The organism is Kineococcus sp. NPDC059986, from assembly GCF_040702905.1.
GTDB lineage: Bacteria > Actinomycetota > Actinomycetes > Actinomycetales > Kineococcaceae > Kineococcus.
In genome coordinates this window covers 45,980-58,831 of record NZ_JBFBND010000016.1, presented here as the reverse complement: position 1 = coordinate 58,831, position 12,852 = coordinate 45,980, and the positions used below count along the sequence as shown (strand labels likewise).

Annotated in this window: 12 protein-coding genes and 1 riboswitch; of the genes, 7 read left to right on the top strand and 5 right to left on the bottom strand. The window is 73.8% G+C overall.

Features of this window, described 5'->3' with window-relative positions; translation table 11 throughout:
- Positions 1 to 14 precede the first annotated feature (14 nt).
- Genes AB0637_RS13735 through AB0637_RS13725 form a run of 3 tightly spaced genes read left to right on the top strand, consistent with a single transcriptional unit; the run spans position 15 to position 3,212 of the window.
- Positions 15 to 1,412: an FAD-dependent oxidoreductase gene (locus tag AB0637_RS13735; protein WP_366172965.1), complete on the top strand. Its 1,398-nt coding sequence runs from the start codon at positions 15 to 17 to the stop codon at positions 1,410 to 1,412.
- A 1-nt stretch (position 1,413) separates the two neighbouring features.
- Positions 1,414 to 2,217, top strand: coding sequence for an electron transfer flavoprotein subunit beta/FixA family protein (locus tag AB0637_RS13730; RefSeq protein ID WP_366172964.1), 804 nt, complete (start codon positions 1,414 to 1,416; stop codon positions 2,215 to 2,217).
- Complete coding sequence (locus AB0637_RS13725) at positions 2,214 to 3,212, top strand: electron transfer flavoprotein subunit alpha/FixB family protein (protein WP_366172963.1); 999 nt, start codon at positions 2,214 to 2,216, stop codon at positions 3,210 to 3,212. Before AB0637_RS13730 ends, AB0637_RS13725 begins: the two co-directional genes overlap by 4 nt.
- Before the next feature lie 47 nt (positions 3,213 to 3,259).
- On the opposite strand, the gene AB0637_RS13720 is transcribed toward AB0637_RS13725, so the two are convergent.
- Together AB0637_RS13720 and AB0637_RS13715 are read right to left on the bottom strand one after the other, a co-directional pair.
- Positions 3,260 to 4,372: an alpha/beta hydrolase-fold protein gene (locus AB0637_RS13720; protein ID WP_366172962.1), complete on the bottom strand. Its 1,113-nt coding sequence runs from the start codon at positions 4,370 to 4,372 to the stop codon at positions 3,260 to 3,262.
- 82 nt (positions 4,373 to 4,454) lie between these two features.
- The gene (locus AB0637_RS13715) at positions 4,455 to 5,249 is read right to left on the bottom strand and encodes an SGNH/GDSL hydrolase family protein (protein WP_366172961.1); all 795 of its coding nucleotides are present in this window, start codon (positions 5,247 to 5,249) and stop codon (positions 4,455 to 4,457) included.
- A 242-nt stretch (positions 5,250 to 5,491) separates the two neighbouring features.
- Positions 5,492 to 5,593: riboswitch (SAM riboswitch) on the top strand.
- A gap of 5 nt (positions 5,594 to 5,598) precedes the next feature.
- Here AB0637_RS13715 and AB0637_RS13710 point away from each other — a divergent pair.
- Positions 5,599 to 6,930, top strand: a complete 1,332-nt coding sequence (locus AB0637_RS13710) for an MFS transporter (RefSeq protein WP_366172959.1) — start codon at positions 5,599 to 5,601, stop codon at positions 6,928 to 6,930.
- Entirely contained in the window at positions 6,927 to 8,288 is a 1,362-nt protein-coding gene (locus tag AB0637_RS13705; protein ID WP_366172958.1) for an LLM class flavin-dependent oxidoreductase, read from the top strand. The genes AB0637_RS13710 and AB0637_RS13705 overlap by 4 nt, the downstream gene beginning before the upstream one ends.
- A 10-nt stretch (positions 8,289 to 8,298) precedes the next feature.
- Here the strand turns inward: AB0637_RS13705 and AB0637_RS13700 are convergent, their stop codons facing one another.
- Positions 8,299 to 9,546 (bottom strand): PP2C family protein-serine/threonine phosphatase, encoded by a 1,248-nt coding sequence (locus AB0637_RS13700; RefSeq protein ID WP_366172957.1) that lies wholly within the window; start codon positions 9,544 to 9,546, stop codon positions 8,299 to 8,301.
- A gap of 126 nt (positions 9,547 to 9,672) precedes the next feature.
- Between AB0637_RS13700 and AB0637_RS13695 the strand changes: the two genes are divergently transcribed.
- Complete coding sequence (locus tag AB0637_RS13695) at positions 9,673 to 10,323, top strand: LysE family translocator (protein WP_366172955.1); 651 nt, start codon at positions 9,673 to 9,675, stop codon at positions 10,321 to 10,323.
- A 76-nt stretch (positions 10,324 to 10,399) separates the two neighbouring features.
- On the top strand, positions 10,400 to 11,281 hold the full coding sequence (htpX, locus tag AB0637_RS13690) for a zinc metalloprotease HtpX (RefSeq protein ID WP_366172954.1): 882 nt from the start codon (positions 10,400 to 10,402) through the stop codon (positions 11,279 to 11,281).
- A 4-nt stretch (positions 11,282 to 11,285) separates the two neighbouring features.
- On the opposite strand, the gene AB0637_RS13685 is transcribed toward htpX, so the two are convergent.
- Together AB0637_RS13685 and AB0637_RS13680 are read right to left on the bottom strand one after the other, a co-directional pair.
- Positions 11,286 to 12,266 (bottom strand): alpha/beta hydrolase, encoded by a 981-nt coding sequence (locus tag AB0637_RS13685; RefSeq protein ID WP_366172953.1) that lies wholly within the window; start codon positions 12,264 to 12,266, stop codon positions 11,286 to 11,288.
- A 1-nt stretch (position 12,267) separates the two neighbouring features.
- A complete protein-coding gene (locus tag AB0637_RS13680) occupies positions 12,268 to 12,759 on the bottom strand; it encodes a YajQ family cyclic di-GMP-binding protein (protein WP_366172951.1) in 492 nt (163 codons plus the stop codon).
- Positions 12,760 to 12,852: the final 93 nt, after the last annotated feature.

Genomic DNA, 12,852 nt, shown 5'->3' with positions numbered 1-12,852 from the left:
GGACACCGAGACCTGTGACCGATTCGAACCGTCTGCTGCGCGTCGCCGTCGTCGGAGCCGGACCGGCCGGGATCTACGCCTCGGACATCCTCTCCAAGGCCGACCTGTCCGGGACCGGGTTCGACGGCGTCGGCATCGACCTGTTCGAGCGGCTGCCCGCGCCCTTCGGCCTCGTCCGGTACGGCGTCGCCCCCGACCACCCGCGCATCAAGCAGATCATCGTGGCGCTGGAGAAGGTGCTGTCCCGCGGGGACATCCGGCTCCTGACGAACGTCGACTTCGGCACCGACGTGACGCTGGAGGACCTGCAGCGGTACTACGACGCCGTCGTCTTCTCGACGGGCTCCATCGAGGACGCGAAGCTGGAGATCCCCGGTGTCGACGCCCCGGAGAGCTACGGCGCGGCCGACTTCGTCTCCTGGTACGACGGCCACCCCGACTACCCGCGCACGTGGCCGCTGCAGGCCGAGCGCGTGGCGGTCCTCGGCGCCGGCAACGTCGCGCTCGACGTGGCCCGCATCCTCGCCAAGCACGCCGACGACCTGCTGCCGACGGAGATCCCGGACAACGTCTACGAGGTGCTCAAGGCCTCACCGGTCACCGACGTGCACGTCTTCGCCCGCCGCGGACCGGCCCAGGTGAAGTTCTCGCCGCTGGAGCTGCGTGAGCTCGGTCACGTGCCGGACGTCGACATCGTCGTGGACCCCGAGGACTTCGACTTCGACGAGGGCTCGGAGCAGGCCATCGCCTCCTCCAACCAGACCAAGCAGGTCGTCAAGACGCTCACCGACTGGACCCTCAAGGAGGGTGACGCGACGGCGTCGCGGCGCATCCACCTGCACTTCCTGCACGCCCCGGCCGAGGTCCTCACCGGCCCGGACGGCCACGTCACCGGCCTGCGCACCGAGCGGACGCGCCTCGTCGGCGACGGCACGGTCGAGGGCACGGGGGACTTCCACGACTGGGACGTCCAGGCCGTCTACCGCGCGGTGGGCTACTTCGGCTCGCCCCTGCCCGGTGTCCCCTTCGACGCCCTCGCCGGGGTCATCGCCAACCACGAGGGGCGCGTCACCGACCCCGAGGGCGGGTCCCTGCCGGGCGTGTACTGCACGGGCTGGATCAAGCGCGGTCCCGTGGGGCTGATCGGGCACACCAAGTCCGACGCCTCCGAGACGGTCCGCCACCTCGTCTCCGACGCCGCGGCGCTGCCGGGGGCGAGCGAGCCCGACCCGCAGGCCGTCCTGGACTTCCTGCACGGCAAGGGCGTCGACGTCCTCACCTGGACGGACTGGGAGACCCTCGACGCCTACGAGCGGTCCCTGGGCGCACCCCGAGGCCGTGAGCGCGTCAAGGTCGTCTCCCGCGAGGAGATGATCGAGGCCTCGCGCCGCGCCGGGGCCGGGGAGGCCTGACGTGCGCGTCGTCGTGTGCGTCAAGCACGTCCCCGACATCCAGCAGCCCCGGTCGTTGCGCGCCGACGGCCTCCTCGTGCGCGGCGGCGACGACGACACCCTCAACGAGCTCGACGAGGACGCGGTCGAGGCCGGGCTGCGCACGGCCGAGGCCGCCGGGTTCCCCGCCGAGGGCCACGACGTCACCGTCCTGACGGTCGGCCCGAGCGCGGCCGTGGAGTCGCTGCGCCGCGGGCTGGCGATGGGGGCCTCCACCGCCGTGCACGTCCACGACGACGCCGTGGCGGGCTCCGACGCCATCGCCACCGCGCGCGTCCTCGCGGCCGCGGTCGCGAAGCTGCACGCCGAGCAGCCCGTCGACGTCGTCGTGGCCGGGATGGCCGCCCTCGACGGCCTCACCTCGCTCGTCCCCGCGGCGCTGGCGGAGCTGCTGGGCTGGCCCCAGCTGACGCTCGCGGACCGCATCGAGGTGGCCGACGGGGTCGTGTCGGTGCGGCGCGAGACCTCCACCGACGTCGAGGAGCTCACCGCCCCCACACCGGCCGTGCTGTCCGTGACCGACCAGGCCTTCCGCGCCCGCTTCCCGAACTTCAAGGGGATCATGGCCGCGCGCAAGAAGCCCGTGACGACGTGGACGCTCTCCGACCTGGACCTGGCGGGCACCGCGGTGGGCGCGGCCGGCTCGGCCACGCGCGTCGTGAACGCCGCCGAACGGCCCGAGCGCCCCGACCGCGTCCTCGTCACCGGGGACGCCGAGACGGTGCCCGCGTTGGTGGACTACCTGTCGCAGAAGGGGTTCGTGTGAGCGAGCAGGACGACCGCACCCGAGGGGCCGTCGCGGTCCTCGTCGACCACCTCGACGGGGTCGTGAAGCCGACGGCGCGGGAGCTGCTGACCCTGGCCCGCGGTCTGGACCGTCAGGTCCACGCCGTCTGGGTCCGGGCCGAGGGGGGTCCCGCGGCTCCCACCGCCGAGCTCGCCGCCCACGGCGCCGACATCGTCCACGACGTCGAGGTCACGGGCGCCGACGCGCAGCTGACGGCGTCCGTCGTCGACGCGTTGCAGACCGTCCTCGCCGCCGTCGACACCGTCGGCCTCCTCCTGGTCCCCTCGACGTTCGAGGGGCGCGAGGTGGCCGCCCGCCTGGCGGTGCGCACCGGGGCCGGCGTCGTCACGGGTGCGTCGGGCGTGACCTTCGAGGACGGCCGCTGGAGCGCGCACAAGACCGTGCTGGCCGGGGCCTGGGACACCGCGTGCGCCGTCACCGGACCCCTCGCGGTCGTCGCGGTCGCCCCGCACGCGGTGCAGGCGCTCGCGCAGGACGGGGTTGCGGAGCCGTCCGTCGTCCGGCACACCGCCGCGGCGTCGTCCGCGGCCCGGGCCGTCACCGTCGTCTCGCGCACCCGCCGCCCCACGAGCGAGCGCCCCCCGCTGGCCGAGGCCGAAGTGGTCGTCGTCGGCGGTCGCGGTGTCGAGGGCGACTTCTCCGGGGTCGAGGAGCTCGCCGACGTGCTCGGCGGGGCCGTCGGCGCGACCCGCGTCGCGACCGACGAGGGCTGGATCGGGCACGAGGCCCAGGTCGGGCAGACGGGGGTCACGATCTCCCCGCGCCTCTACCTCGGCCTCGGCGTCTCCGGTGCCGTCCACCACAAGGGCGGGATGGCGGCGTCCGCGACGGTCGTCGCGGTCAACAGCGACCCGGACGCGCCGATCTTCGAGTTCGCGGACTACGGCGTCGTCGGGGACCTCACCGAGGTGCTGCCCGCGCTCACCGCCGAACTGCGCCGCCGCAAGGGCTGACGGCACGGCTGAGCGCCCCCGCGTCCGACCGGCGCGGGGCGTTCGCGTCAGCTCGGGGTGGGGGCGAACCCGTCGAGGTTCTCGCCCAGCCAGTCCAGGGCCTGCGGGACGAACCCGGCCCAGATGCTGGTGCGGTGACCGCCCTGCTGCTGCGTCACGAGCGTGACCTGCAGCGGCCCGTGAGCGGCCGCGGCCAGCGCGGACGTCGAGGGCCACGACAGCGAGTCGCTCTTGGAGGCCAGGGCCCACACGCGCACCGCCGGCGGGCTGACCTTGGCCAGGGTGACGAGGTCGAGCCGCTGGGCCGCGGGGCTGTTCAGCGCGAACGGCTTCCACGACCCGAAGTTCGGCTTGAAGTAACCGCCGAAGGAGATCGTCGCGCCGAACCGGTCCGGGTGCAGCATCGTCATCTGGTTGGCGCACCACGCCCCCATGGACAGGCCCATCGTCGCCCACGACGAGGCCGTGCGGGCGGCCTGGTAGTGGCTCTCCACCCAGTCCGGGACGTCCTTGGACATCCACGTCTCCAGCTGCGACTCACCGGGTCCGCCGTTGACGCACTCGGTGTCGCGACCCGCCGGGATCTCCAGGTCGGGGAAGACGACGATGGGGGCGACGAGCTGCTTGCGGGCGACGGCGCCGTCGACGGCGGGCATGACGTCCATCGCCTCCAGCCACTGCTGCGGGGTGCCCGGGTAGCCGTGGAACGCCTCGATGACGGGGTACCCGCCGGCCGGGGCGGGCTTCGTGCCGTACCCGGCGGGGAGCATCACGAGCACCGTCCCGGTGACCCCGGACGCCGGCCCGGGCACCTGGGCGCGGAACACCCGGCCGTCGTAGCCGGCGACCTGCTCGGCGTGGGGGTCGCTCACGGTCGTCGTGCTGCCGACCCCGCCACCCGACGTCGTGGTGGTCGTGGTCTGCGAGGACTGGATCCCCAGCAGGTCGTCCCAGTCCGAGTAGAGCCCGAACTTGGAGTTGACGACGAGGAAGACGGCCACGAGGACCGTCAGGTTGACCGCGATGAGCGAGGCGGCGCGACCCAGGAGGGCCAGGAACCCCCGTCGCGCCAGCAGCCTCCACCCGACGACGATCGCCACCAGTGCCGCACCCGCGACGGCGATGGCCACCCCCTGGGTGACCGGACTCGACAGACCCACCGTGGAACTCCCCCCGTACCTGCGAACGCCGGTGGGCGTTCCTCCCGATCATCGGCGACGGGAGGGGGTGGTGGGCGCGTTCTCAGCGGATGTTCGGTGAACGTGTGGCGTGCTCCGAGGCGAGCTCGGCGAGCACGGCGTCGGCGATGGCGCGTTGGCCCTGGGCGTTGGGGTGGTCCCCGTCGTCCGCGAGCAGCGGGGTGGGGTCCTCACCACCGGTGGACCCGTGGAACACCGGCCGCAGACCCACGAAACCGACCCGGCCGCCCTTGGCGTCGACGGCGGCCCGGAGCTGGTCGTCGAAGGAGTCGGTGAGCTCGTCCTGCACGGCGCGTTCGGCGGGGGTGTAGCGGGTGGCCGCGACCTCGCCGTCCAGTCCGACGGCCCAGTAGTCCAGGACGACGACCCGCGCGCCCGTCGGCAGGATCCGGTCGACGGTGGCCGAGACGGTGGCCACGGCCCGCGCGGCGGCGCTGTCCACCTCCGCGGGCGTGGGCAGCTGCTGCCCGTCGTCGGCGAGGTCCGCGAGGTCGTTCGCGCCGGCTTCGAGCAGCACGACGTCGGTGGGGGAGAGGTCGTCGAGGTTGTCCTCGACCGTCGCCGCGACGTCCTCGGAGGTGGCCCCGTCCTCGGCGAGCTGGTCGACCCCGACGCGCTGGCCCGGGGCCGCGAGGTCGGCCGCCACGAGCACCGGGAAGGGGGAGCAGTCGCACTCCGCACCCGTCGGGACGGAGTCGCCCAGCGAGACGACCCGGTCGGGCCGCACGGGGCTCCCGGGCGGTGCGCTCGCCACGGCGGCACCGGTGTCCTCGGGCAGGGACGCGGCCATGCTGCCCAACAGGAGCAGCACGACGGCGCCGAAGCGGAGAGGTTTCACGCTCCGCACTCTGACACCACCTCCTGTGCTCACCCCATGAGTGGGCCACGGACCGGCCCCCGTCGATGGTCCGTGCTCCGCTCTCCGCGCGCCAGCCCAACGCCCCCCTTCCGGGGGTGGTGGCCTCGCCGGCCCCCCCGGACGGTGATCGGCCGCGCTGGGCCACCGCGGCAGCAGTCCACCGCGACAGCGAGCTCTGCCGCGGGTTGCGGGACCCGGTGCGGAGTGGGGTACGTTCGGGACAGCCATCCAGAGCGACCGAGAGACCTGGCTCGTCGACGTCGCAGCAACCACCCCTCACCGACCGGTGAGCGGACAGGTGCTTCCGCCAGGACCGATGGGAGAACCCGTGAGCACCCTGCAGTCCTCCGACGTCCTCGCACGCCCCGCGGCCCGGACCGCGCGCCGTGGCGCCGCGCTCGGCAGCTTCGTCGGCACCACGATCGAGTGGTACGACTACTACCTCTACGGCACGGCCGCGGCGATCGTCCTCGGCCCCTTGTTCTTCCCCGACGTCGGCGGTGCGGTCGGCGTCGTCGCGGCCTTCGCCACCTACGCCGCCGGGTTCCTCGCGCGGCCCCTCGGTGGGGCCGTGGCCGGCCACGTCGGCGACCGGGTGGGCCGCAAAGCGGTCCTCGTCGCGTCCCTGCTCGTCATGGGCGTCTCCACGACCGCGGTCGGGCTGCTGCCGACGCACGCGCAGATCGGTGCCTGGGCCCCCGTCCTGCTCGTCGTCTGCCGTCTGCTGCAGGGCTTCTCCGCGGGCGGGGAGTGGGGCGGGGCGGTCCTGCTGGCCGTCGAGCACGCCCCCACCGGTCGGCGCGGCCTCTTCGGCGCCATCCCGCAGACGGGGTCGGCGGCCGGCATGGTGCTGGCCAGCGGCGGGTTCTGGCTGACCCGGTCGCTCACCGACGACGCCGCCTTCCTGTCCTGGGGGTGGCGTATGCCGTTCCTGGCCAGCGCCGTGCTCGTCGTCGTCGGCCTGCTCATCCGCCTCAAGGTCACCGAGTCGCCGGCGTTCACCGCGGTGCGCGAGGCCGACGCGACCGCCCGCCGACCCGTCGCCGACGTGCTGCGGACCAACCGGCGCGGTGTCCTCGTCACGACGGGGATGCGGTTGGGGCAGAACGGTTCCTATGTCCTCTACACGGTGTTCGCCCTCAGCTACCTCACGAACCAGGTGCGTTCCGACGGCGCGGACGTCGGTCTGCTCGCCGTCCTCGTCGCCTCCGTCCTCAGCCTGGCGACGACCCCGTTCTGGGGCTGGTTGTCCGACCGCGTCGGGCGCCGCCCGGTCTACCTCGCCGGGTCGGTCCTCACGGCGCTGTTCAGCGTCCCCGCCTTCCTGCTCTTCGACACGGGGTCGACGGTCCTCGTCGTCGGGGCCGTCGTGGTCGCCGTCAACCTCGGCCACGACAGCCAGTACGGCGCGCAGGGCGCGTTCTTCGCCGAGCAGTTCGACGACCGGACCCGCTACAGCGGCGCCTCGCTCGGCTACTCGATCGGCGCCGTCCTCGGCGGGGGCCTGACCCCGCTCGTCGCGGCGTCGCTGCTGGCGCTCGGCGGCGGCTCGCCCTGGCTCGTGGCCGGGTACCTGTCGTTCCTGGCGGTGCTCACGACGGTCGCGGCCGCCTGCACCCGCGAGACCGCGCACGCTCCCCTGGGTGGGGTGGCCCGGTGAACCCGTTGCGGCTGAACGCCTTCGCCATGGCGTGCGTCGGGCACCAGGCCGCCGGCCTGTGGAGCCGGCCCGAGGACCGCAGCGCCGACTACCGCAGGCTGCGGCACTGGACGGACCTCGCGCAGCTCCTCGAACGCGGCGGGTTCGACGCCCTCTTCCTCGCCGACGTCCTCGGCACGTACGACGTCTACGGGGGATCGCGCGCCGCCGCCGTCCGCACCGCGGCGCAGGTCCCCGTGAACGATCCGCTCGCGGCGGTCTCGGCGATGGCGGCCGTCACCGAGAACCTCGGGTTCGGCCTCACCGTGACGACGACGTACGAGCAGCCGTACTCCCTGGCCCGCCGGCTGACGACGCTGGACCACCTCACGGAGGGCCGCGTGGCCTGGAACGTGGTCACGGGCTACCTCGACTCCGCCGCTCGCAACCTCGGGTTCACCGCCCAGGTCGCCCACGACGAGCGGTACGACGTCGCCGAGGAGTACCTCGAGGTCTGCTACAAGCTGTGGGAGGGCTCCTGGGAGGACGACGCCGTCGTGCGCGACGCAGTCCGCGGGGTCTACGCCGACCCCGCCAAGGTCCACGACATCGACCACCACGGCCGGTACTTCGACGTGCCCGGTGCGTTCCTCTGCGAACCCTCTCCGCAGCGCACACCCGTGGTGTTCCAGGCCGGGTCGTCCCCGCGCGGGCAGGAGTTCGCAGCCCGGCACGCCGAGTGCGTCTTCGTCATCGCCCCGACGGCCGCCATCGCCCGCAGGTCGGTGGACTCGTTGCGGCGCAAGGTGGCCGAGGCCGGCCGCGACCCCCGCTCGGTCGCCGTCTTCGCCGGGCTCACCGCGGTCGTGCGCAGTTCCGACGCCGAAGCGCGCGCCCTGCTCGCCGACTACCGCGAGCACGCCAGCCGGGAGGGCGCGCTCGCGCTGTTCGGCGGCTGGACCGGTGTCGACCTCGCGGGGGAGGCTCCGGGGGAGACGCTGCAGCACGTGACGACGGACGCGAACCGGTCGGCCCTGCGCAGCTTCACCGACGACCCCGACCGGGAGTGGACGGTCGACGACCTGGCCCGCTTCGTGGCCGTCGGCGGCCGCGGTCCCGTGCTGGCCGGGTCACCGCAGACGGTGGCCGACGAGCTGGAACGCTTCGCCGAGGAGGCCGACGTCGACGGCTTCAACCTCATGTACGCGACGCTGCCCGGGACCTTCGCCGACGTCGTGGACCACCTCGTCCCCGAGCTCGCGCGCCGCGGCCGGACCGCCCCGCCCCCGCCGCCGGGGACGACGCTGCGCGAACGCCTCGGCACCGGTGACGGACCGCGGCTGGCGGCCACCCACACCGGCGCCGCGTACCGGCGCTGACGGCGCCGGATCACCCCACGTCGCGCACGGCGAGCACCGCGCAGTCGTCCTCGGAGTTCGCGACGTGCTGCGTGACCAGTTCCCCGAGCAGCGTCTCGAGGGGTTCGGTGTGGGTGCGTTCCAGGCTCGCCCGCAGGACGAGGATGCCGTCGCCGACGTCCCGGCCGCGGCGTTCCACGAGCCCGTCGGTGTAGAGGACGAGCGTCCCCCCGGCCGGCCAGGGGCGGACGTGGTCGTGCCGGGGCCGCTCGGGGGCCACGCCCAGCGGCAGGTCCGGTTCCTCCTCCAGCGCCGTGCTGCGGCCCGCCGCGTCGACGAGCAGCGGCGGCGGGTGACCGGCGGTCGTCCACCGCACCCGCCGGTCCGGACCCGGCGGGTCCAGCCGGACGACGGCCATCGTCGCGAGGGTGTGGTCGCCCAGGGTGTCGAGCACGTGGTCCAGGCGCTGCACCAGCGCGGCCGGGTGCTCGTCGGGACGGTCGACGGCCAGGGCCCGGAACATCGACCGGACCCGGCCCATCCTCGCCGCGGCCTCGATGTCGTGGCCGGCGACGTCCCCGATGAGCAGGAGCACCCCGCCGTCGGGCAGTCCGATCGCGTCGTACCAGTCGCCCCCGACCTGCTCGTCCGTCGGCGACCACGGCAGGTAGCGGCTCGCGAGCTGCACACCCGGCAGGGCGGGCAGTTCCGGGAGCATCGCGGCCTGCAGGGTGTGGGCGACGTCGCGGCGCTCGCGGTAGAGCTGCGCGCGGCGGGCGGCCTGCGCGGTGGCGTCGGCGACGGCCGCCACGAGCACCGACTCGTCCTCGCGCAGCGTCCGCTCGACGTCCCAGGCGATCGTGAGGGCGCCGATGCGGAACCCGCCGGAGATGAGCAGCGGCAGCACGACCCCGGACCGCAACCCTGTGCGCCGGAACACGTCCGCGGTCCCGGGGAACGTCTGCAGCAGCTGCGCCTGGTGGTGGAAGACGAGCGGACGCCCCGTCCGGGAGACCCGGTGGGCGGGGGAGTCGACGTCGAGCGGCAGTCGCAGCCAGCGCTGCTCGGTGTCGTCGTCGAGCTGGCCGAGCGCGGGGGTCGTGAGCCAGGGGCCCTCGATCATCGACACCGACGTGTAGGCCGCGTCGAGGTCCTGGCGCATGAGGTCGCGGACGGCGAGCGCGACGTCCTCGACGCTGTCGGTGGCGGCCAGCGCCGTCGCCAGGCCCAGGAGGGTCGTGTCGCGCCGGGCGGTCGTCCCCGTCCCGCTGGCGTCCACCCGGCTCGCTCCGTCCTGCCGTGCTGGTCTCCCTGCACGTCCCCTCGACGCGCCCTGAGAGTCACTCACAGCCTGGTGTCGTCACGCAACTGCCTCGGAGCACCCCGCGGCCCTACAGTCGGGCGCGTGCCCCTGACCGTCGACCAGGTCCTCGCGCTCGGTGCCACGTGCGCCGTGATCATCCTCGTGCCCGGCCCCAGCGTGCTGTTCATCGTCGGCCGCGCACTGGCGCACGGCCGTCGGACCGCACTCCTGAGCGTCCTCGGCAACGCCGTCGGCAGCCTCCTCGCCGCCCTGGTCATCGCCGTCGGCCTCGGGCCGGTGCTGCAGCGCTGGGACGTCGTCCTCGAGGTCGTCAAGGTCGCCGGGGCCGCCTACCTCGTGTGGCTCGGGGTGCAGGCCCTGCGGGGGGCGGGCCACGCGGCGGCCCCCCAGGAGCCCGCGGACCCCGCCGTCGCCGTCGACCGGCCGCGCCGCGCGCTGCGCGACGGGGTCGTGGTCGGCGTCAGCAACCCCAAGGTCTTCGTCATGTTCGCGGCCGTGCTGCCGCAGTTCGTCGACCCGGCCGCCGGGTCCGTCCCGGCGCAGATGGCCCTGCTCAGCCTCGTGCCCGTCCTGCTCGGCCTCGTCTGCGACAGCGGCTGGGGTCTGGCGGCCGCGAGGGTGCGGACGGCGTTCGTGGGGCGCCCGTCGCGGCTGCGGACCGTCACCCGGGTCGGCGGCGTCTCGATGATCGGGCTGGGTGTGGTGACCGCGGTGACCGGCCGCCACCGCTGACCCACCGGAACGCGCACGCGGGCTGCTGCGTTCACCAGGCAGGTCCACCACGAAGGCTCTGCGGGGAAGGGACGGCATGCACCGGCACCACAACGGCGTCAAGACGGCCGTGCTCTTCGGCGCGATCTGGGCCGTGCTGCTGCTCATCGGCGGGTTGCTGGCGTCCTCGTTCCGGGCGCCCGTCATCCTCCTGGTCTTCGTCCTGCTGGGGATCGGGACCTCGGCCTACGGCTACTGGAACTCCGCGACCCTCGCGCTGCGGGCCATGCGGGCGCGCCCGGTGTCGGAGGCCGAGCAGCCCGGCATGTACCGGATCGTGCGCGAGCTCTCCACGACGGCCCGTCAGCCCATGCCGCGCCTGTACGTCTCCCCGACGATGGCGCCCAACGCGTTCGCCACGGGACGCAACCCCGAGAACGCCGCGGTCTGCTGCACCGAGGGGATCCTGCAGATGCTCGACGAGCGCGAGCTGCGGGGCGTGCTCGGGCACGAGCTCATGCACGTCTACAACCGCGACATCCTCACCAGCTCCGTCGCGGGGGCGCTCGCCGGCGTCATCACCTCGATCGCGCAGTTCGGGCTGTTCTTCGGCTCGATCTTCGGCGGGGGCCGTGACGAGGACCGGCCGAACCCGATCGCCCTGCTGCTGCTCTCGCTCATGGCTCCGCTGGCCGCGACGGTCATCCAGCTGGCCATCTCGCGCACCCGCGAGTACGACGCGGACGAGGACGGCGCCAAGCTGACGGGTGACCCGCTCGCGCTCGCCTCGGCGCTGCGCAAGCTCGAGCTGGGGACGCGGCAGTTGCCGCTGCCGCCCGAGCGCGAGCTCGTGAACTCCAGCCACATGATGATCGCGAACCCGTTCCGCGGGCAGGGGGTGGCGAAGCTGTTCTCCACCCACCCGCCCATGGCCGAGCGCATCGCGCGGCTGGAGGCCCTGGCCGGGTACCGCCGCTGAGCGGTCAGCCCAGCCGGCCCTCCAGCCAGGTCCGGAACAGCGGGACGATGGGGCCGCCCGGTTCCTTGCCCGCCACGTGGTTCGCCCCGGGGACGAGCTGCTCCTCGACGGTGTCGCCCGCCGCGCGGACGGTGTCGCAGAAGAACTGCGTCTGGGAGTAGGGGACGACCTCGTCGGACGTGCCGGCCCCCGCCCACAGCGGCATCCGGTAGGGGGCCCGGCGCGAGGGGTCGCCGATCGCGAACCGGTCGGGGAAGTCGGTGGGGGACCCGCCGAACAACCCGGCGACGTTGGCGTCCTCGCCGTAGGCGACCGAGGGGTGCAGCACGCCCGAGAGCGACGCGGCGATCGCCGGCGTGACCCGCGGGTCGGCGCCGGGGGCGCCCTGGGGCAGGCCCCGCCGGGCCGCGGCCCACATCGCGAGGTGACCACCGGCGGAGTGGCCGACGATGCAGACGCGGTCCATCGGCAGCGAGAACTGCGATCCCGCGACGGCCGCCAGGTCGACCGCGGTCGCCGTGTCCGTGAACGTCGACGGCCAGCCGCCACCGTCCCCGAACCCGCGGTAGTCGACGTTGAGGACGGGGTACCCGCGGCCCACCATGTCGCCGACGAAGTCGTTGATGTCGCGCCGGTCGTACCCGGCCTCCCAGCCGCCGCCGTGCACGACGACGAGGAACACCGCACGGCGGTCCCCCGTCGGCAGCCACAGGTCCGAGACCTGCCGGTAGTGCTCGCCGTAGCGGTAGACGGTCCGCTGCGTCGAGCTCAGCCCGTTCGGGACGAACGAGGGGTCGGTGTCGGCGTCGGGGGTGCCGGTCGCCGTGGGGGACGGGGTCGCGCTCGTCGTCGGCGCCGGGGACGTCGAGGTCGCCGACGGCTCCGCGTCGCCGCCGGAACAGCCGGCGAGCACGCCGCCGCTCAGGGCCAGGCCGAGCAGCGCGCGACGGTCGATCCCGGCGCCGGGCCGGGGGTTCGTGGTCACGTCAGCGGTAGTTGACGAACTGGAGCGCGACGTCGAGGTCGGAGCCCTTGAGCAACGCGATGACGGCCTGCAGGTCGTCGCGGTCCTTGGAGCTGACGCGCATCTCGTCGCCCGTGATCTGCGACTTGACCCCCTTGGGGCCCTCGTCGCGGATGATCTTGCCGATCTTCTTCGCGACGTCCTGGGCCAGGCCCTCCTTGAGGGTCGCGGTGATCCGGTACTCCTTGCCGGACTGCGCGGGCTCGGAGCAGTCGAGGGCCTTGAGCGAGACCCCGCGCTTGATGAGCTTGGTCTGCAGGACGTCGAGCACGGCGTTCACGCGGTCCTCGGAGCTGGCGACCATGACGATCGACTCCCCGCTCCAGCGGACGTCGGCCCCGACGCCCTTGAAGTCGTAGCGCTGGGCGATCTCCTTGGCGGCCTGGTTGAGGGCGTTGTCGACCTCCTGGCGGTCCACCTTGCTGACGACGTCGAACGACGACTCGCTGGCCACGACGGGGGTCCTCCTGGTGCGGTTCGGTGTCTCGGTTTCCGAGCAGTGCCTCGGGCTTGCTATCGTCTCACCCGTCGCCAGCTCGCTGGTGGC